Origin of the sequence: Dorea formicigenerans (assembly GCF_025150245.1) — a bacterium.
GTDB lineage: Bacteria > Bacillota > Clostridia > Lachnospirales > Lachnospiraceae > Dorea > Dorea formicigenerans.
The window spans coordinates 43,402-63,181 of sequence record NZ_CP102279.1; the positions used below are offsets into that span (position 1 = coordinate 43,402).

Here is a 19,780-nt window from a genome sequence, read left to right on the forward strand (position 1 = left end):
GTCTATTTTATATTGCCGATTTTTATGGAATCAGCTCGAGATATGCGGCGCAAAGTTTTAAGGTTCCCATAAGTCCTTTGATGTGTGTGCGCTCCATACCGTGGGAAGCATGTACGCCCGGTCCAATGAGGGCGGCGCGTGTATCATAACCAGCTTTCCATGCAGCAAATGCATCAGAACTGTAACGCGGATAGATATCTGTTACAGCGTCGATATGATGCTTCTTGGCAAGGTTTACAAGTCTGGTTGTCATCTCGTAGTCATAAGGACCAGAAGAATCTTTTGCACAGATAGATACTTGCTCTTCCGTGCATGTCAGATCAAGACCAACACAGCCCATATCTACAACGAGAAGTTCTTTGATATCTTTTGGAAGAGTAGCTCCGCCGTATCCGATTTCTTCATGTGTAGAGAAACAGATATATGTCTTATGCTTTGGTTTTATGTCGTAGTCTTTCATGATTTTTAAAAGTGTGAGTTCCAGTGCAGAACAAGCTTTATCATCAATGAAGCGTGATTTGAAAAATCCGCTCTTTGTAAATGTTGTCTTTGGGTCGTAGCATACAAAATCACCAGCATGGATTCCGAGTGCTTCGACATCTGCTTTCGAATGTACAATCTCGTCAATGCGGACTGCCATATTCTGTTCATCTCTGTCTCGGGAAAAAGCATCCGGAAATACGTGGACTGCCGGTGACAGAGAAAGGATGGTTCCGGTGTAAACATTTCCGCCTCTTGTGTGGATATTACAATACTCACCGTCAAGTGATGGAAGTAGTGGAGAGCCGATGGAGGTGAGCATAAGCTGTCCGTCAGATGTAATAGAACGAACCATAAGTCCAAGTGTATCTACATGTGCAGACAAGGCGACTGGTTCAGAGTCATCTTTACCTTCTACGGTTACAATAACATTACCAATATTGTTCTTATAAACAGGATACCCCAGTTCTTTTACTGTATCAATCAAATAGTCAGTTACTTTTGCTGTAAATCCACTGGTACTGTCGATGGACAGAAGAGAAGTTGCTGTGTCGATCAGATAATTCTGATATTGTTCAAAATTCATAGTAAAACCTCCAATATTAAAAAGTTGTTATTGCAATTTGTCAATCACCGTGGTATATTTAAACCACAAATCCTATTGTTAACAATCTACAATAAACAAAACAAATTGTCAAGTCTTAATAGTAAAATTGTAAGACTTGAGTAAACCAAGGAGGAACAAAAGAAAATGAAAACTTTAATTTCAAGTACAGAGGGTCTGTTATTTGTAATTTTACTTATGGTAGCATTCGCACTTTGGCTTCAGAGGTACAAGGTATTCCGTTCACTGGGACCAGTACTGACAGTTGTAATCATCGGAATCGTACTTTCTAACACACATGTTGTGCCGATATCACATGATTTGTACAGCTCAATTTCTACTTATTGTGTACAGGCAGGAATTTCCATCTGTCTGTTAAGCATGAATGTGACAGAGCTTAAGAAGCTGAATCGTCAGCCGGTTATTGCTTTAGTATCTGCAATCTTCTCCGTATGTATCGTGGCAATTGGTCTTGGTATCATCTTTGCACCACAGATTACAGAAGGATGGAAATGTGCAGGAATGTTCGTAGGAACATACACAGGAGGAACACCGAACTTAACGGCAATTGCGACAGGAGTTGACTGTTCAAGAGAGACACTTGCAGCAGCAAATGCAGCAGACTATGTAGTATCTACACCACTGATGGTTCTGATGTTTGCAGCACCGGCTATTTTCAAAGCTTCTAAGAGATGGAATAAATTATGGCCATACTCATTTACAGAGGAAGAGCTTGATGAAGGTGAGCATAAGCCACTGATGTCCGATAAAGAATGGTCCATCAAAGATATAGCATGGCTTCTTACAATCGGATTTGGTGTAGCATTTATTACAACAGCAATTGCACAGCGCATTTTCCCGGATACATTCTGGAAAGCAGGAAGACTCCTTATGGTTACAACAATTTCTATCTGTCTTGCACAGTTAAAACCAGTGAAGAAACTTCGTGGTAACCTGGACCTTGGACTTTTCATTTCCCTGTGCTTCCTTGCAACAATCGGATTTGCAGTAGATTTAAGAGAGTTCGTAGGATCAGCATTTATGATGACATTATATGTATTCCTGATGTTAATCGGATGTACAGTATTACATTTCCTAATCTGCCGTTTGTTCAAGATCAAATACGAGTATGTACTTCTTTCTATGGTAGGATGTATCGTAGACGGACCGACAGCATCTCTGACAGCAGCAGGTGGAAACTGGAAATCATTGATTAATGTCGGATTGATCATGGGAGTTATCGCCGGAGCATGTGGAAACTATGTCGGAATATTTGTCGCCTATGTGGTTAAGGCTATATGCGGCCTATAGGCTTGTAAGTGGCAGTATATAGCAAAAAAATATCAGTAAAGAGTTTCCTTTTCTACATTTGTTATGCTATGATTAAAGAAATCAAAAATATTGCGCATTGTATGAAAACAACTGCTGGGAGCAGAATGATATTATATGTAGTAAGGAAATGAAATCATATGGCAAAATTAAGATATCGTACATTGAGAGAAAATGTTGTAGATGAAATTCGGATGAAAATCTTGAACCGGGAATATGAACCGGGAATGCGAATCGTAGAGCAGAACCTGTCCGATGAACTTGGAGTAAGTCGAGGACCAATCAGAGAAGCTTTGCGTCAGCTGGAACAGGAAGGACTCGTAGAATATGTGAGAAATGTTGGATGTTCGGTCAAGCAGGTTACATTGGAAGATATTTATGAAATCTATCTGCTTCGTGCAACTTATGAGCAGGTAGCAGTTCGAACATATGAGGGACAGCTTTCCGATGAAGATCTTGCACAGATGGAATCCATCGTGGAAGAGATGAAGATTTTTGGTGAGGATGATTTAGGGGATCTTGTAGATTGTGATTGTAGGTTTCACCAAGTAATCGTCGAAAAAGCAGGTCTGAACAGACTTCTGAAAGCCTGGACCGAATTGAATTACGGCAATATTGTCTGCTATTTTGCCGGAAATTCGGACCGGAAGGAAGCGGCAAACCGGCAGCATGATATTCATGAACGACTTTTGAATGTATTTAGGAGTAAAGACGAAGAGACAATCTGCAACGCAATTTCGGAGCATTATATGAAGACAGTAAAGCGTCTGATAAAAGAGGGATCCATGTCAGACGAAAGTTTTAAATATAAAGTGTAGAAGTATATGAATTGAATGAAAGATGCCGGTCCATGGGGGGACGGCATCTTTTTTGTGGAGGTTTAAGTATGGAACGTAAAAATATGTGGGAACACTATACGGAAGAGCAGGAAAGAGAACTGGAGGAACTGGCAGTCAGATACAGAAAATGTCTGGATCAGTCCAAGACGGAGAGAGAATGTGTGACACTGTCCATCGCGATGGCAGCGGAAAATGGATATCAGAATATTGAGGACTGTATCCGTGAGGGCGTGACACTGAAAGCCGGGGATAAGGTTTATGCACAGTATATGAAGAAGACGCTGGCACTTTTCCACATCGGAACAAAACCGCTGACAGAGGGAATGAACATTCTAGGTGCACATGTGGATTCACCGAGACTAGATGTAAAACAGAATCCATTATATGAAGATACACAGATGGCATATTTGGACACACACTACTATGGCGGTGTGAAGAAATACCAGTGGGTGACGATTCCTCTTGCAATTCACGGCGTTGTTGTGAAAAAAGACGGAACAGTCGTGCCGGTCGTTATCGGTGAGAAGGAAGATGACCCGGTATTCGTAATTTCTGATCTTCTGATACATTTATCCCAGGATCAGCTTGAAAAGAAAGCAAGAATCGTGATTGAGGGCGAAGGTCTGGATCTTCTGGTTGGAACAAAACCAGTAAAAAATGCAGATAAAGATGAGAAAGAAAAAGTACGCGCGTGGGTAGTTTGTTATCTGAAAGAAGCCTATGATATAGAGGAGGAAGATTTCCTCTCTGCAGAGCTTGAAATTGTGCCGTCAGGAAAATCCAGGGACTGTGGATTTGACAGAAGTATGATTCTAGGATATGGACAGGACGATAAGGTATGTGCTCTGACTTCACTTTTTGCAATGCTTGAGGCAGAAAGTCCGGAGCGTACAGGTTGCTGTATTCTTGCGGACAAAGAAGAAATTGGAAATATGGGAGCGACCGGTATGCAGTCAAGCTTCTTCGAGGATATGGTCGCAGAGGTTCTGGCACTGACAGGGGAGGATAGCCCGGTGAAAGTAAGAAGAGTGCTTCGCAATTCCTGTATGTTATCTTCTGACGTAAGTGCCGCATACGATCCGCTTTATCCGGAAGTATTCGAGAAGAAGAATACAGCATATTTCGGGAGAGGACTTGTGTTGAATAAATACACAGGAAGCCGTGGAAAGAATGGAACAAGTGATGCTAACGCAGAGTATGTTGCGAAAGTAAGAAATGTATTTGACAACAATCATGTTGCTTTTCAGACCGCAGAACTTGGAAAGGTCGACCAGGGCGGCGGTGGAACCATCGCCTACGTCATGGCAAATAAAGCAATGAGCGTTATTGATAGTGGTGTGGCAGTTCTGTCCATGCATGCACCATACGAAGTGACAAGTAAATCTGATATATACGAAGTATACCGCGGATACAAAGCCTTTTTAAAAGATATGAAATAAAAAGTATGAAACATAAAGTATAAAATAAAGGGTATAAAATGAGATGGAAGCAGTGAAAAGATATGGAATATTGACAGTTGGTTCTGTTGTATTGGGAATTTCGGACTACATGTTCAAATTTCAGAATCACTTTAGTTTTGGTGGGGTCAGCGGTATCGCCGTGATTATGAGTGGTCTGCTTGGAGGCTCTGCGAGCACGTATACATTTGTCATTAATATGCTTTTACTTGTAGTTGCATTTATATTGTTGGGAAAAGAAGTGGCAATGCAGTCTGCCTATGTGAGCGTCTTGTACAGTGTAACACTGGAAGTCATACAGTATGTGTGGCCGATGTCAAAGCCACTTACAAATCAGCCGGTGTTGGAACTTGTATTTTGCTTTATGATCCTTGCAGTATGTTCCGCAATTTTCTTCAACATGAATGCATCCAGCGGGGGATCGGATATTATTGCTTTGATATTAAAAAAGTATACCAATGTTTCAATCGGAACAGCGCTGCTGGTCGTAGATTTCATAGTTGTCATTGTGGCATTTTTCGTGTATGGTGTAACTGTAGGGTTATTCTCACTGGCCGGATTCCTTGCGAAGTCATTTTTTATTGACACGGTCATTGAGACATTGAATCTATGTAAATATTTTACAATCATTTCCAAAAATGCAGAGCCAATCTGCAATTACATTAATGCAGAGTTGAATCACGGTGCGACGATTTACGATGCAAGAGGCGCATATACGAAAGATAACAAACAGGTAGTTATGGCAGTTGTAAAACGCGAACAGGCGAGAAATCTCCGGAACTATGTTCACAAAGTAGATCCGGACGCATTTATGATGATTACTAACAGCAGCGAGATTATTGGTAAAGGATTTATAGAATAGGAGGAGCTTGCGATGAGCAGCATATTTGATATATTGGGACCGGTCATGGTCGGTCCGTCCAGTTCCCATACAGCAGGAGCGGTGCGAATTGGATATACAGCCAGACAACTTTTTGGGGAGCCGGTGAAAAAAGCAATTGTATATCTTCATGGTTCATTTGCAGCAACTGGAGAAGGACATGGGACGGATAAGGCAATCATCGCGGGTCTTCTTGGGATGAAGCCGGATGATCTTCGAATTCCAGATAGTTTTACAGTCGCAAAGGAAAATGGCATGGAATTTGTCATTGATAAGAAAGAAATCAGAGGGGCACACCCGAATACAGCACGAATCATTATGGAAAATGATGCGGATAAAAAAATGGTCATGCAGGCATACTCCATTGGAGGAGGAAGAATCCGTGTCAGTGTTCTGGATGGGATCGAGGTAGATTTTAGTGGTGAGAGCAATACACTGATTGTTCGAAATATGGACAGGCCGGGATGTATTACGGAAGTAAGCGCGGCACTTAGCTATGAGAAGATAAATGTTGCAACGATGCAGGTATTTCGCCATAAAAGAGGTGGAAGTGCAGTCATGGTCGTAGAGACAGATCAGTTCATTCCGGAAAATGTAGTGAATGAACTGAAAAAGAAAGAGGATATTCTGGAAGTAATATCTCTGAATCTGGAGGAGGGACGATAATTATGGCATATCAGGCAGTGGATGAGATTATGACAAGATGTGAGAAAGATGGCGTGGAGTTCTGGAAAGCTGTCCAGCTTGAAGATTGTGAAGAAAATGGAATCAGTGAAGAAGAGTCCTGGAAGCAGATGACTTTAATGTGGACAAGAATGAAAGAAAGTGTGGAGGCATATGATCCGGAAGCAGTATCCAGAAGCGGGCTTGTAGGAAGTGAAGGTAAGCAGATGGATGTATATCGGGAGAATGAAAAGCCATTATGCGGAGATTTTGTGTCAAAGGTTATCGCAAATGCATTAAAAATGGGTTGTAATAACGCATGTATGAAGCGAATTGTCGCAGCTCCGACTGCCGGAGCGTGTGGGGTTATGCCGGCAGTACTTGTCACTTATTACAAAGAATATGGAGTATCAGAAGAAATTATGATTCAATCCATGTATGTGGCAGCGGGAATTGGACAGGTCATTGCAAATCGTGCATCACTTGCCGGAGCATCTGGTGGATGTCAGGCGGAGATAGGTTCAGCTTCCGGAATGGCAGCCGCAGCAATCTGTGGTGTGCGCGGAGGAAGTAAGGAACAGATGGCACACGCCTGCTCGATGGCATTGAAGAACTTGATGGGACTTGTCTGTGATCCGGTAGCCGGACTTGTAGAGGTTCCATGCGTAAAGAGAAATGTTGGCGGTGCAGTCAATGCATTGGCTGCGGCAGATATGGCACTTGCAGGAATCATCAGCCATATTCCGTTAGATCAGGTTATTGATGCAATGGGCGAAGTTGGTATGAAGATGGATGTGACACTTAGGGAGACAAGTATGGGCGGTGTTGCGACAAGTCCAAAAGGTCTTGAGATTGCAGAGAGACTTGGAATGTAAATATTACGAAAAGGAATGCCGGAGGGCATTCCTTTTTTTAGGAGAGTATGTTATAACAAAGATAAACAATCAAGTGTCATGAGTAAGGTAAAGAGGGGATAAATTATGTTAGATGAGCACATGGGACCGATTAAAAAATACAGTATACTGACTGTGGGGGCAGTCGTACTTGCACTGGCGAACTATGTATTTAAGTTTCCGAACCATTTTAGTTTCGGAGGTGTAGCCGGTTTTGCAGTTATTTTAAGTGGAATGTTTGGCGGTTCTGCCAGTACGTACACATTTGTAATCAATATGTTATTGTTATTGATTGCATTTCCAATATTGGGAAAGGAAGTTGCAATGCGGTCTTTCTATGTCAGTATCGTATTCAGTGGTGTGCTGGAAGTTGCGCAGTATGTGTATCCGATAGACAAGCCAATCACGAACCAGCCGGTGCTGGAGCTTGTATTTTCTTTTATGCTGCTGGCAGTGTGTTCCGCGATATTCTTCTTCATGGATGCGTCCAGCGGAGGAACCGATATTATTGCTTTGATATTAAAAAAGTATACCAGCGTGTCAATCGGAATGGCGTTACTGCTTGTAGATTTCGCAGTTGTTTTGATTTCTTTCTTTGTATATAATCCGACCGTTGGACTGTTTTCATTTGCCGGATTCCTTGCAAAATCATTTTTCATTGATTCCGTAATTGAGAGTCTGAACCTGTGTAAATATTTTACAATCGTGTCAGATAATGCTGATACAATCTGCGATTATATTCATAAAGAGCTGAATCACAGTGCGACCATTATGTCGGCAGAAGGCTCTTATTCACACGAGCCAAAGAAAGTTATCATGACAGTTGTGAATCGTGACCAGGCGCTGAAGCTCCGGAAATTCGTAAGAAGCGTGGAACCGCATGCATTTATGATGATCACGAACAGTAGTGAGATCATCGGAAAAGGATTCCGGAATACGATGTAGGAAAATCGTGGTTAGAGTATGAAAATAAAGCAGGTGAATGAAGAGGATTTGTGACTTTTCATTCACCTGCTTTTTGTAAATATTAAGCTTGAACATATTGTTTTTATAGTTTAAAGATGTACAATGATATTGAATATTTCTGCCATAAATGTCGAAAATATTCAATTGTGTCATGCTAAATAAGGGAAATAAGTATTGGTTGAATGAAAATGACAAAATTGTATAAAATGTTCATAGGTAATTGATAAATGGTTTTATCAGCACTTGTGGATAACTCTCCCCTATATAAGGAGAAAAAAAGGGTCAGTATTCAGAAATGTTTCTGAATTGACATAGAACATCAGATTTTGGGCGTATTTTAATAAGCCCAAATAAGTATTATGACAATTAAATATTTTTTCAGGAAACTAAAGGTTTCAGGCTTCTAATGTACTGTGGACAATTCATTGCATATGCAACGATTACGGTTAACTGGCTGGCAATGCCAGCGAGGAAAACATCAGCTTTTGTGGTGGTATGGTTTCTGGTCTTTCTACCAGCGATACACATATTGGTTTTGAAGTGCTTGATGGAACGTTCTACAATAGTTCTTATTTTATAGATGCGATTCCATTCATCAGAATCACGTTGGATACCAGGAAACATGCACAAATGAAACGAAAGCAGTAAAGTCCGCAAAGTAAGATATTTCTATGATGAGCTGGATCAGCTGATTCGAGAGGATAACAGATGGCAGAATCAGACGATTGTGTATACATATGATGCCGGAAGCAATATTACAACCTGTAAGACCTATGCTTATACAGAAGCTGATACAGTGACTGGTACAGCAAAAACTACAGAAACTTATACTTACGGAAACAGTGCATGGAAAGATCAGCTTACTGAGTACAGAGGTCAGAAGATCCGCTATGATGCAATGGGTAATCCAATTAGTTACCGCGGAATGACTATGGAATGGGAGCAGGGCCGCAAACTGAAAAAGATTACAGGAAATGGTGTGACACAGAGTCACAGTTATGATGCAGATGGAATTCGTATCAGAAAAGTGGTAAACGGAGTAACAACACAATTCTACACAAACGGAACATCTATTCTTGCACAGAAGAGCAGCGATGGAACACGACTGGATTTCTTATATGATGATCAGGGCAAACTTTTTGCTATGGAGTATGAAGGAGAGCGATACTTCTAAAAGAAAAAATAAAAGCGAAAAGGAGTGGCTTGTCTACCGGTCGTTCTTTTATGTACAGAAGTAAAAAGAAGAGGGGTGTAATTTATGATATTTCAGGAAGTGCCGTTGAATGTAGTTCTTACAATTTATTCAGAAGATATAGATGAAGACTACATTTATGGAAAAATCGTTATGCGCAATGAAGAAGAGGTTATTATTGCACAAATAAATGATAAAGGAGAGAGTGACGGTTATCTGTATCTCCAATGGGAAGGCATTTATCGAATTGATTATGAATCAAGTTATGAGGAAAAAATTGAACGATTATATCAGGCAAAAAATCAATATCATGAAGAATTAATGTTTCCGAAAAAAGAAGATACACTTTTGAAAAATTTATTAAATTGGGCCTTTTGTGAGAAGAAGATAGTTTCTATATATTTTGCGGACAGTGATATGGAAGTGGAAGGATATTTGAAAAATGCTCAGGGCAGCCAGATTGCTCAGGTAGATGTGTATGAAGCTGTTTTTGAAGCGGGGAACTCATTTGTAGATGTCACGAAAGCGCAGTATATTCATGTTGATTCAAAAAGGGCGAGAGATGCAGAAATTGTATTGAGGTACAAGGAGAATGAACAATGATAGATGGGGATATCAAAAATGCATGTGAAAATTCGGAAATGATTTGTATTGGATTGCGAAATGATCCGGCAGATGATTATTTAGTTGGTTATGTAGAGTGTTGTGATGAGGAAGGAATTATATTTTGCAATGTTGATTATCGGGGAATGAAAACAGGATATATATACATGACAAATGATAAGGTAACAGGAGTGATGTATAAACCCGATTATATACAAAAGCTGAAAATTTTAATGAATAATAAAAAACAGAAGTATAAGAAAATTTTTGGTGGTGCTGATATAAAAGAAACTTCTGTGAAAGAGTATTTTTTAAGATGGATTTTCACTAATAAAAAGATGATATTGGTCAGAGATAAGGATGAAGAGTTTAAGGGGATTCTAGAGTCGATTTCGGAAGAAACAGTGAGTATAAAAGTAATTGATAAGATTACTGAAAAAAGAAATGGGTATACAGTTCTTTTGCGTTCGCATATAGATTATTTTTCTGTCTAAATATTGGATTTAGAAGATACGAATGATAAAAAGCAAGGGGAAAAAGTATGTATAATTTGACAGGAATTTATCAATCGATGAGAAATGAAGGTTTATTTTTTGGTATTGGGGGAATTCTTATTATCATCGCAAGTCTTCCGTTGAAAAAAAAGAAAAAAAAGATGATAGATTTATTATTTGGAGTATTATGTATAATTCTATCAATAAGTACTGTGTTATATTATACATATGTAACCACACATCCCCAAATTAAATATTTTGAGGGAAGTTATGACGGATTGAACCATTATAGGACATATGGGGAAACGGAGTATTCATTTAAAGATAATGAGGGGATAACAGAATTTATTTAGGATTCACATTCGAAGAAAAAGATTTATCCGGATGATTTTGAGGAAGGAGTAAAGTATAGGATATTTTATGAAGATCGTACGTCGATAATTGTAAAAGTTGAAAAGTTAGATCCTTAAATTTTTTACTAAAAACGGAATCTAAAAAGATATTCAGAAAGGGGGAAATAAAACGATGTGGCATATATGGACACTGGATGATTGGGAAAAGAATATAGATTTGGAAAGAAGTGGCCATCGGTGTGGACTGAGGTTACGGTTTGATAAAGAGGTAGATAGCGAGGTACGCAGAGCATGTAAGGAATTTGCAGTTTTTTTAAGAAGAGAATATTTTTTCCCGATTCGAGTGGTCATATATGTAAAGGCACGTGAGCGTATAATAGCAATGGATGGAGACAAATGTTGTGGAATATTTTGGTGTATGCCAGATGACTATACGATTGAACCATACATACGTCTGGCAGCAGGAGATTATGAAAAATTATGCAAGAAATGGGGGAAGGATGGTGCGCTGACAAATATACTGCTGTGTATGGCACACGAGTTGACACATTATTTTCAATGGATTAATTCAATAAAATTAACCCCTATAGGGAAAGAACGTCAGGCAACTAATTATGCGGATTATGTGTTAGAAGATTATGCTGAAACAAGGGAACACCCATAGAAAAGATTATACAGTCGAAGTCTAAAAATAGACCGATAATTAAATTTATAAGCGAACAGGAGCGGCTTAAAGAACGATTTAGCCAGTAAGTAATATGATTGGAATTATAATAGAAATTATTTTCATTTTTGTACAAATATTTCTTTTTTTATATTTTAAAATTTTGCATACGTGGTTTGGGTTTTGGTGTTTATGGGTGTAGAGTCAACAATAAATGATGTAAATCCTAAACACCATCAGGGAGTTGTAAAGGATTATCCACGAGAAGATTGTATTAAGCCACCTGCCCAAGTTCAATTTCTATTTAAAAAAGTAGATACCCGTTTAAAAGATATTCCAAAAGAGATGTATTATTCAACAATAATACAGAGTATAGGATTTGTTGTATATACGATTGTGGTTATATTTGTTGCATTATTATGGGGGCAGTATGTAGGTACTATAATAGGAATTATATATTTAGTAATCTCGGAAGGAATTGTTTCTTTTCTTCAATCACGGATGGAGAATAAAAGCTTTAGACAGCGCTATAAGAAGCTGACCGGGTATAATCTGAAATATTACCTTATATCGTCCGATAATTCAGATCCAACAGAAATAGGAACATGTACAATTGTAAGCTGGTATGAAAAAAGGAAAAGAAAAATTGCGACAGTTAAAGTGGTAGAAACTGGAGAAGTTATAAAAGATGTATTGATTGACGGGAGTCTATGTGAAGACGAAAATGCAGTATACACTCTTTATGAGATATGTAAATTATATTATCTGAAGCAAATGAAAAGAAATAAAGAGAAGAAGAACTGCAATAAAAAAAAGTAATAGAAAGAAAAAATAATCTTATTCTAGTATAATGAAATAAGATTATAAAAAGAATAGTATATTATCTTTTCAAGAGATGGAATTATACATCAGAATGTTATAGATTTTTTGATGGAAAGGTAAAAAACCCCGTTGACAGATTCGAAGGAATCGACTATATTAACATTAATAAAAGGGAGTAACTGGCGCCTGTCAGTCTTGCAAAGTAGAAAATCAGGCGTTTGCGATGTCGTCAGTACGATGAGTGATCATCCGTATCGTAATGAAATGGTGAGACTTTTATTGCATATTTTTGGTGTGCAATAAAGGTCTCTATTTTTGTACACCTGATAAGCCATGCACAGGAAAGCAGGATGCGGTGTGCATGCTTGCATGCAGACAGGGCATCCTGCTTTCCTGTATAGGGCGTTTAGCCACAGCGATATGAAGCGGAGCGGAATAGAGCTGGCATGGCTTATCAGCTCTAAAGCAGTATAGGACGTTTGGCCACAGCGATTAAAAGGAGGTACAAATTATGTTGACAAATGAGCAGGCGAAGGAAAACCTAAAGAAATACGGACCGAATGAACTGGAAGAGGGAAAGAAAAAAAGTGTCTTTCAAATATTTTTAGAACAGTTCAAGGATTTTCTGGTAATTATTCTGATCATCTCCGCGGTGATCTCAGGATTTCTTGGAGATGTGGAGAGTGCGATTGTAATCTTTGTAGTTATTACGATGAATGCGATTCTTGGAACGGTGCAGACGGTGAAGGCGGAGCAGTCGCTGAATAGTTTGAAGCAGCTGTCGGCACCGGATGCGAAAGTTGTGCGTGACGGGCAGTTAATGCAGGTACCGGCGAGAGAAGTGACCGTCGGTGATGAAGTAATTGTGGAGGCGGGAGACTTAATCCCGGCAGATGGAAAGTTACTTACAGTTGCAAGTCTTAAAGTGGACGAAAGTGCACTGACAGGTGAGAGTCTTCCAGTGGAGAAGTCTTTAGATGAAGTGCCGGAGGGCGCAGCACTCGGAGATCAGACGAACCGAGTATTTTCTGGAAGCTTCGTGACTTATGGGCGAGCATCTTATGAAGTAACGGAAGTCGGAATGAGTACGGAGGTCGGTAAGATTGCCGGGCTTCTGAAAAATGCATCCGAGAAGCAGACACCGCTTCAGAAGAATCTGGATGATTTTGGTAAGAAGTTGTCCATCACAATCCTTGTATTTTGTGGGATTTTATTTGCCATCAGCGTAATCCGTGGAGAATCTATTGTAAATGCATTTTTATTTGCGGTAGCGCTGGCGGTAGCAGCTATCCCGGAGGCGCTTAGTTCTATCGTGACCATCGTGCTTTCCTTTGGTACACAGAAGATGGCGAAGGAGCATGCAATCATCCGTAAGCTTCAAGCGGTCGAAGGACTTGGCAGTGTGTCAATCATCTGCTCTGATAAAACTGGAACTTTGACGCAGAATAAAATGACTGTGGAAAATTATTATGTAAATGGTGAGAGTGTCTGTTCCGGAGAGATTGATCTGAAGGATCCGGCGCAGCGAGAGTTACTGATGTTCAGTATGCTTTGCAATGATTCTACAAATCACGATGGTCAGGAAATCGGGGATCCGACGGAGACGGCTCTTATTAATCTTGGCAGCCTTTTGGGAGAAGATTATGCACAAGTACGTGAGGAGTACCCAAGGCTTTCCGAGGTGCCGTTCGACAGTGACAGAAAACTTATGTCCACGGAGCATTTTATAGACGGACGGTATGTTATGGTCGTAAAAGGTGCGGTCGATGTGCTTCTTGAGCGTATGAGCCACATTCAGGATGGAGATACTCTAAGAAAGATCACAGAAGAAGACCGCGTCAGAATTGAAGTGCAGAATAAACATTTTTCAGAAAACGGACTGCGAGTTCTTGCATTTGCATTTAAGACGATGGAACAGGAGCAGGGGCTTACATTAAATGATGAAAACGACCTGACATTCCTGGGACTGATTTCCATGATGGATCCGCCAAGAGTGGAGTCTAAAGATGCAGTTGCGGAATGTATCAAGGCAGGAATCAAGCCAATCATGATTACAGGAGACCATAAAGTAACAGCAGCGGCCATTGCAAAACGGATCGGAATTCTGGAAAATATGTCGGAAGCCTGTGAAGGTGCGATTATTGAGGATATGACTGATGAAGAACTTCAGGATTTCGTACCACAGATATCCGTGTATGCAAGAGTTTCACCGGAACACAAGATCCGTATCGTGCGGGCATGGCAGGAGCGTGGAAATATTGTGGCAATGACGGGAGATGGCGTGAATGATGCCCCGGCACTGAAGCAGGCAGATATCGGAGTTGCCATGGGAATCACGGGAAGTGAGGTGGCGAAAGATGCGGCAGCTATGGTGCTGACGGACGACAACTTTGCAACAATTGTCAAGGCAGTGGAAAATGGACGAAACATTTATCAGAATATTAAAAATGCGATTCAGTTCTTGCTTTCTGGAAATTTTGCAGCGATTCTTGCAGTTTTGTACGCATCACTTGCAAGTCTGCCGGTTCCATTTGCACCGGTACATCTGCTGTTCATCAACCTTCTGACAGACAGCCTGCCGGCGATTGCGCTTGGACTGGAGCCGCACAATCCGGAAGTGATGAAAGAAAAACCACGTGCCATGGGAGAGTCCATTTTGACAAAACCATTTCTTACAAGCATCGGAGTGGAAGGTCTGTGTATCGGAATCATGACCATGACAGCATTTATGATCGGATATCGCGATGGAAATGCAGTGCTGGCAAGTACGATGGCATTTGGAACACTTTGCAGCAGCCGTCTGGTTCACGGATTTAACTGTAAAGCAAACAAACCGATCATTTTTACGAAACGATTCTGGAATAACATTTATCTGATCGGAGCATTTGTACTTGGCTGGCTTTTGATTACAGGAGTACTGATGATCCCGGCGCTTCAGGGAATGTTCAAAGTGCAGACACTGACGGTGGCACAGTTGATGACTGTATATGGACTGGCTCTTTTGAATCTGCCGGTTATTCAGCTGCTGAAATGGATCAGAACGCGAAAGAAATAGAGGATTTGACAGGATATTGAATAAAGGAAGGAATTAAATGGAACTGAATAAGGAAAATATGCGGAAAATCCGGGAGCTGATTTTGTTTACAGCACTGCTGATCGTGGTGCTGTGGAAATATGAAGAGGTGTTGGAGGTACTGGGATATGTGGGACATCTGATCTTTCCATTTCTGCTTGGAGGAGCCATCGCATTTGTACTGAATGTACCGATGAACTTTATCGAGCGGCACTTGTTTACGGAAAAAGTAAGAAAAAATAAAGTGGCAGATAAGCTTGCAAGACCGGTGAGTCTGTTGAGTGTACTTTGTATCGTAGTTGGCGTGTTAACGGTAGTGATCTTTGGTGTTGTACCTCAGCTTGTAAATACATTTGGAAATCTGGGGCAGAGTATTACCCAGTTCATCCCACATGCACAGGCGTGGGGGAAAGAGGTCTTTCATGGAAACAAGGAGGTTGTCGAACTGATCAACAGTGTACAGTTTGACTGGGACAAGATTGTGGAGACACTGATTGATTTCCTGAAAAATGGTGCAGGAAATATGCTGAATTCGACACTTACCGCTGCAAAAAGCATTATCAGCGGAGTTTCAACATTTGTCATCGCTTTTGTATTTGCGATTTATATTTTGCTGCAGAAGAAAAAGCTTGGGATACAGGCGAAAAAGGTACTGTTTGCATTCGTACGAAGAGGTCGTGCGGAGGCTGTGGTGGAAGTCTCTTCCCTGACTTACAGTACATTTTCAAGCTTCCTGACCGGGCAGTGCCTGGAGGCTGTGATTCTTGGAAGCATGTTCGTACTGGCCATGACGATCTTCCGGCTGCCGTATGCACTGCTGGTGGGAATTTTTATCGCATTTACCGCACTGATACCGATCTTTGGAGCATTCTTAGGCTGTGCGGTGGGAGCATTTTTAATCTTCATGGTCGATCCGATGAAGGCGCTTATGTTCATCGTGTTGTTTCTTGTGCTCCAGCAGATAGAAGGGAACCTGATTTATCCGCATGTAGTAGGTAATTCTGTAGGACTGCCGTCCATCTGGGTGCTGGCAGCGGTCAGCATCGGAGGCAGCCTTATGGGCGTGGTCGGAATGTTGATATTTATACCGATCGTGTCGGTGGCATATGCACTGTTCCGGGAAATTGTGTATCTGAAGCTGAAGAAACAGGGTGTAGATCCGGCAGAGCTGGAGGTTTAATAAAGACAATTAAGTCAGACCAACGAAGTGCTTATGTGTAGAATAATGTAAAAAATTAAGAAAAGTTCGTGCAGTTTAGTGTAAAAAATAAGGCAAAAATCACACTATTTTACATGAATGCAATATTAGTTGAATAAATCAATTTGGATACAATTCTGACTATATTAATTTTAGAAAAATATCTCGACATAATAAATCAATTGTAGTACAATCCTTTCAAGTATTATATTTCCAAGATGCCGGAACAGAGTGTTTTACGTTTATCCGATGCTTATGAAAGTAAATCGGAAGAACAGAGCAGAGGTGTTAAGGGTGAGCATATTTGAATACGATGAAGAAGAACATATGAGGCAGGAACGAGAAGAAATCAGGCAGGAAGGCTTTGAAGAGGGTGAAAAATGTAGTGAAGTGCGAATAGCAAAATTGATTATAGAATTAAATCGACAAGGTAGAACGGAAGATATTGTAAAAATGGCTACAGATTCCGAATGTAGGAAGAAGTTATTAGAAGAATTTCACTTTGATTAAAATTTTATAGAATAAGACATTAAGATACCGCTGGAGTTGCTTATAGTAATTGCCAGCGGTATTTTCATACAATCAGGAAAATGTGCGAGATAATGCCGGATTGTTACCAGTTATGCCAATGGATTCCATATATATAGAAAAAATGTTATGATAAATGGGGATTTTGGATTTATCAGGATGAACCGGTGAAGCTGTTGATCAGGGGAAAAGAGAGGTGCCTATGGAACGGACAAAAAGAAAAAATGTGTTTCGAGCAGAACTTATTATTTTTCTGGCTGTAATTGTAGTCAGTCTGCTAGTTTTGTGGATTCGCTGGGAGAATTCCCATGCCACTTATAAGAATTATGATATTGTTGTGAAGAAGAATGTGTATTGTGAGAAGACGCAGACAGGGCGAGTGGATCTGCAGATCAGGCGAAAAGGCGGAAAGAAGGCTAAGCTGCTACAGACACAGCAGGAGCTTAAGCAGAGCCAGTCTTTTCAGATTGTAGAAGATTCTTATAAACTGGGGATTGTCGATGATGCGTCTGCCTATGATGGAAATATTTATGAGCAGAAAAATGCCGGCGGGATTCAGTATCTTACGCTTTATTATGTAAACCATGAAGCTTCCGGCAGGCAAGGAAAAATGCATCTGGTGATGAATGACGCAAAAACGGGTAAGGAGCTTATCAACATTAAGACTTCACCGAAAGTCAAAAAGGACGCGCGCAGATATGAGTACCGGGGAAAAGATCTGTATGTGAGTGAGGAAGGAATTCTGTTAGATGCGGGAACTGACGAAGAATTTTACAATTCGCAGGCAATGACCGCCGGGCTTATGACGGTATGCTGGAAAAATGGGAAAGAGAAACAGATTCAGTTTGATCCAAATGCAGACGTATCAGAGTATGAAGCTGCGGATATTATCATCCCGAAAGTAACTTCCACAGGGGAAGAAAAATCAGAAGAAAACCGTTGTTATTATGCCTTGGAACTTAGTGACTGGGAGAATATCCGAGAGATAAAGCTTGGGGAAAATGTATTTGCGAAGGCAGAGAACCTGGAAAAAGCGACAGATGATTTGAACAAAAAGAAGAAAAAATCGAAGGAAGAAAAAGCAAAAGAAGAAGCCGAAAAGAAGGCAGAAAATCAGAAAAAGAAGGAATTTTATACAACAGATATGTCTTTATTGAACCAGCCGGAAGATTTTCACATTTCTGATTATTATATTACGAATAAGGTGATTGCAGGCAACCGATATTATATTGATGAAAATCATGTGCTGTGGGGACAGGGCATGAACTACTATGCCCAGCTTGGAATCAATCACCCGGAAGATGTGGGCAACTGGTATCACGAGGAGTACATGGAACCTCAGAAAATAGCCGAGCATGTTGTTCATGTAGATGCATCAGCCAATGGATATTTTATGATGTATCTTACGGAAAATGGAGAACTGTACGGCGCAGGTGCGAATCTGCAGGGAATTCTTGGAAAAGAACCAGGCGAAAACGATGCCATGAATCCACAGCAAAATGTGGTGAACCAGCCGAAGCTTCTGATGAGTGATGTGTCTTATATGCGGGCTGGTGCGACCTGTGCGGTTGCGCTCAAAAAGAATGGGGAAGCGTACTGGTGGGGTGAGTTTATGTCCGGCGAAGCAAGTAGCATTTACGGGGAAGGAACGCTGATGTACACCGAACCACACAAGATGCTGGATCAGGCAATTTACGTCACGACCACCAACAGACGTTCAGCAGCGATAACGGTGAATGGTGACCTGTACACCTGGGGCGATAACACCTATGGCCAGTGTGGATATACCGGTGAGAAAACATTTCTGACAGAGCCGGAAAAGGTCATGGAAAATGTACGAATGGTCTGGTGTGATGAGATTGAGCAGAATGCAATTTGGACAGATCTGGCCAATGTAAACCCGAATGATTACGGTACGACCTGTTATGATGATACATTTATCCTGACAAAGGACGGAAAAATGTACGCGGCCGGAACTAACATTGGAACTGATTCCAAGCGGAATACTCCATACGGAGAAGGGGAAGACGATGAGCGGTCGGACGAGAATAAATGTACGACATATTCCGCAAAATTCCTGCCGATAGAAGTAAAAGAATATGTGCCGGAAAGCAATCCGACAGAAGAGTATACCGGAGAAAAGAAGATTCAGATTGAAGGAACCGCGGCAGAAGGACTGGCGGAGTAGGGGAAGCTGCTATGAGAAAGAAAATATGTATAGGTCTTTTGGCAGTTCTATTGGGAACAGGATTGGGAGCTATGCTTGTCAATCACATATGGAAAGAACCAAAACAGGGAGTAGATCTGGGAGCGACACAGATGATTGTAAAAGATTTGACTGTGCAGACTCTGGGGCAGGTTTCTTGCAGTGACTCTGTAAAGGAAAACCTGAGAGAATCAGGAAAAGATATCAAGATTCCGGTTTTGACGGTAGATATAAAAAATCCTACAAAAGACTGGCAGTCATTTACCATTTACAAGGTGAATCTGGAAGTTGGAAAATGGTCTTCAGCAGTGAGCTGGGATTTATTCTCGAAAATGAATGACAACTCAGAGTTAGTTTGGTCGATACCAGCAGGCAAAACGAAAACAATCGTCATACCATATGTGGCGTACAGACAACTCATGTCTGAAAGTGACTGGGAAAAATTAGATCAGGATAATATGAAGCTAAGATTTAGCGTAGTGCAAGGCAGTATTACGGTGAATGTAAAGTAAAAAGCAATTAATGGTTATAGTTGC

General features: G+C 40.7%; 19 protein-coding genes. 18 read left to right on the forward strand and 1 reads right to left on the reverse strand.

The annotated features are described in order from the left end of the window. Positions 1–22: 22 nt before the first annotated feature. Positions 23–1,066, reverse strand: a complete 1,044-nt coding sequence (locus NQ560_RS00235; protein ID WP_005331751.1) for a M42 family metallopeptidase — start codon at positions 1,064–1,066, stop codon at positions 23–25. A 165-nt stretch (positions 1,067–1,231) separates the two neighbouring features. Between NQ560_RS00235 and NQ560_RS00240 the strand changes: the two genes are divergently transcribed. The 18 genes from NQ560_RS00240 to NQ560_RS00325 all read left to right on the forward strand — a co-directional run bounded on the left by NQ560_RS00240 (position 1,232) and on the right by NQ560_RS00325 (position 19,756). Beyond that, complete coding sequence (locus NQ560_RS00240) at positions 1,232–2,395, forward strand: DUF819 family protein (protein WP_005331753.1); 1,164 nt, start codon at positions 1,232–1,234, stop codon at positions 2,393–2,395. A 158-nt stretch (positions 2,396–2,553) separates the two neighbouring features. Further along, entirely contained in the window at positions 2,554–3,231 is a 678-nt protein-coding gene (locus tag NQ560_RS00245) for a GntR family transcriptional regulator (RefSeq protein WP_005331758.1), read from the forward strand. A gap of 68 nt (positions 3,232–3,299) precedes the next feature. Further along, the gene (locus NQ560_RS00250) at positions 3,300–4,691 is read left to right on the forward strand and encodes an aminopeptidase (RefSeq protein WP_040015362.1); all 1,392 of its coding nucleotides are present in this window, start codon (positions 3,300–3,302) and stop codon (positions 4,689–4,691) included. Positions 4,692–4,734: 43 nt separating this feature from the next. After that, on the forward strand, positions 4,735–5,571 hold the full coding sequence (locus NQ560_RS00255) for a YitT family protein (protein ID WP_005331761.1): 837 nt from the start codon (positions 4,735–4,737) through the stop codon (positions 5,569–5,571). 12 nt (positions 5,572–5,583) lie between these two features. After that, positions 5,584–6,255 (forward strand): L-serine ammonia-lyase, iron-sulfur-dependent subunit beta, encoded by a 672-nt coding sequence (gene sdaAB, locus NQ560_RS00260; RefSeq protein ID WP_005331763.1) that lies wholly within the window; start codon positions 5,584–5,586, stop codon positions 6,253–6,255. A gap of 2 nt (positions 6,256–6,257) precedes the next feature. Continuing rightward, entirely contained in the window at positions 6,258–7,127 is an 870-nt protein-coding gene (sdaAA, locus tag NQ560_RS00265; RefSeq protein ID WP_005331765.1) for an L-serine ammonia-lyase, iron-sulfur-dependent, subunit alpha, read from the forward strand. A gap of 105 nt (positions 7,128–7,232) precedes the next feature. Next, positions 7,233–8,090 carry a YitT family protein gene (locus NQ560_RS00270; RefSeq protein WP_005331767.1) on the forward strand — a complete coding sequence of 286 codons (858 nt, stop codon included), beginning with the start codon at positions 7,233–7,235 and terminating at the stop codon, positions 8,088–8,090. A 748-nt stretch (positions 8,091–8,838) separates the two neighbouring features. After that, on the forward strand, positions 8,839–9,285 hold the full coding sequence (locus tag NQ560_RS00275) for a hypothetical protein (RefSeq protein ID WP_005331770.1): 447 nt from the start codon (positions 8,839–8,841) through the stop codon (positions 9,283–9,285). Between the two features lie 84 nt (positions 9,286–9,369). After that, positions 9,370–9,906 carry a hypothetical protein gene (locus NQ560_RS00280; RefSeq protein WP_005331772.1) on the forward strand — a complete coding sequence of 179 codons (537 nt, stop codon included), beginning with the start codon at positions 9,370–9,372 and terminating at the stop codon, positions 9,904–9,906. Next, a complete protein-coding gene (locus tag NQ560_RS00285; protein WP_005331774.1) occupies positions 9,903–10,400 on the forward strand; it encodes a hypothetical protein in 498 nt (165 codons plus the stop codon). Before NQ560_RS00280 ends, NQ560_RS00285 begins: the two co-directional genes overlap by 4 nt. Positions 10,401–10,447: 47 nt before the next feature. Next, entirely contained in the window at positions 10,448–10,753 is a 306-nt protein-coding gene (locus tag NQ560_RS00290; protein ID WP_005331776.1) for a hypothetical protein, read from the forward strand. 172 nt (positions 10,754–10,925) lie between these two features. Further along, positions 10,926–11,417, forward strand: a complete 492-nt coding sequence (locus tag NQ560_RS00295; protein ID WP_005331778.1) for a hypothetical protein — start codon at positions 10,926–10,928, stop codon at positions 11,415–11,417. Positions 11,418–11,609: 192 nt separating this feature from the next. Further along, positions 11,610–12,236, forward strand: a complete 627-nt coding sequence (locus tag NQ560_RS00300) for a hypothetical protein (RefSeq protein ID WP_005331779.1) — start codon at positions 11,610–11,612, stop codon at positions 12,234–12,236. Between the two features lie 514 nt (positions 12,237–12,750). Beyond that, positions 12,751–15,294 carry a cation-translocating P-type ATPase gene (locus NQ560_RS00305; RefSeq protein WP_005331780.1) on the forward strand — a complete coding sequence of 848 codons (2,544 nt, stop codon included), beginning with the start codon at positions 12,751–12,753 and terminating at the stop codon, positions 15,292–15,294. A 37-nt stretch (positions 15,295–15,331) separates the two neighbouring features. Next, positions 15,332–16,492: an AI-2E family transporter gene (locus NQ560_RS00310; RefSeq protein WP_005331781.1), complete on the forward strand. Its 1,161-nt coding sequence runs from the start codon at positions 15,332–15,334 to the stop codon at positions 16,490–16,492. A gap of 312 nt (positions 16,493–16,804) precedes the next feature. Beyond that, positions 16,805–17,020 carry a hypothetical protein gene (locus NQ560_RS00315; protein ID WP_181973726.1) on the forward strand — a complete coding sequence of 72 codons (216 nt, stop codon included), beginning with the start codon at positions 16,805–16,807 and terminating at the stop codon, positions 17,018–17,020. 220 nt (positions 17,021–17,240) lie between these two features. Next, positions 17,241–19,226, forward strand: coding sequence for an RCC1 domain-containing protein (locus tag NQ560_RS00320; RefSeq protein WP_005331783.1), 1,986 nt, complete (start codon positions 17,241–17,243; stop codon positions 19,224–19,226). An 11-nt stretch (positions 19,227–19,237) separates the two neighbouring features. Beyond that, positions 19,238–19,756, forward strand: coding sequence for a hypothetical protein (locus NQ560_RS00325; RefSeq protein WP_005331784.1), 519 nt, complete (start codon positions 19,238–19,240; stop codon positions 19,754–19,756). Positions 19,757–19,780: the final 24 nt, after the last annotated feature.

Excerpts from the sequence above, each read along its gene's own strand:
- NQ560_RS00235 (WP_005331751.1), bottom strand. The coding sequence starts at position 1,066 with ATGAATTTTGAACAATATCAGAATTATCTGATCGACACAGCAACTTCT.
- NQ560_RS00240 (WP_005331753.1), top strand. The coding sequence starts at position 1,232 with ATGAAAACTTTAATTTCAAGTACAGAGGGTCTGTTATTTGTAATTTTA.
- NQ560_RS00245 (WP_005331758.1), top strand. The coding sequence starts at position 2,554 with ATGGCAAAATTAAGATATCGTACATTGAGAGAAAATGTTGTAGATGAA.
- NQ560_RS00250 (WP_040015362.1), top strand. The coding sequence starts at position 3,300 with ATGGAACGTAAAAATATGTGGGAACACTATACGGAAGAGCAGGAAAGA.
- NQ560_RS00255 (WP_005331761.1), top strand. The coding sequence starts at position 4,735 with ATGGAAGCAGTGAAAAGATATGGAATATTGACAGTTGGTTCTGTTGTA.
- sdaAB (WP_005331763.1), top strand. The coding sequence starts at position 5,584 with ATGAGCAGCATATTTGATATATTGGGACCGGTCATGGTCGGTCCGTCC.
- sdaAA (WP_005331765.1), top strand. The coding sequence starts at position 6,258 with ATGGCATATCAGGCAGTGGATGAGATTATGACAAGATGTGAGAAAGAT.
- NQ560_RS00270 (WP_005331767.1), top strand. The coding sequence starts at position 7,233 with ATGTTAGATGAGCACATGGGACCGATTAAAAAATACAGTATACTGACT.
- NQ560_RS00280 (WP_005331772.1), top strand. The coding sequence starts at position 9,370 with ATGATATTTCAGGAAGTGCCGTTGAATGTAGTTCTTACAATTTATTCA.
- NQ560_RS00285 (WP_005331774.1), top strand. The coding sequence starts at position 9,903 with ATGATAGATGGGGATATCAAAAATGCATGTGAAAATTCGGAAATGATT.
- NQ560_RS00290 (WP_005331776.1), top strand. The coding sequence starts at position 10,448 with ATGTATAATTTGACAGGAATTTATCAATCGATGAGAAATGAAGGTTTA.
- NQ560_RS00295 (WP_005331778.1), top strand. The coding sequence starts at position 10,926 with ATGTGGCATATATGGACACTGGATGATTGGGAAAAGAATATAGATTTG.
- NQ560_RS00300 (WP_005331779.1), top strand. The coding sequence starts at position 11,610 with ATGGGTGTAGAGTCAACAATAAATGATGTAAATCCTAAACACCATCAG.
- NQ560_RS00305 (WP_005331780.1), top strand. The coding sequence starts at position 12,751 with ATGTTGACAAATGAGCAGGCGAAGGAAAACCTAAAGAAATACGGACCG.
- NQ560_RS00310 (WP_005331781.1), top strand. The coding sequence starts at position 15,332 with ATGGAACTGAATAAGGAAAATATGCGGAAAATCCGGGAGCTGATTTTG.
- NQ560_RS00320 (WP_005331783.1), top strand. The coding sequence starts at position 17,241 with ATGGAACGGACAAAAAGAAAAAATGTGTTTCGAGCAGAACTTATTATT.
- NQ560_RS00325 (WP_005331784.1), top strand. The coding sequence starts at position 19,238 with ATGAGAAAGAAAATATGTATAGGTCTTTTGGCAGTTCTATTGGGAACA.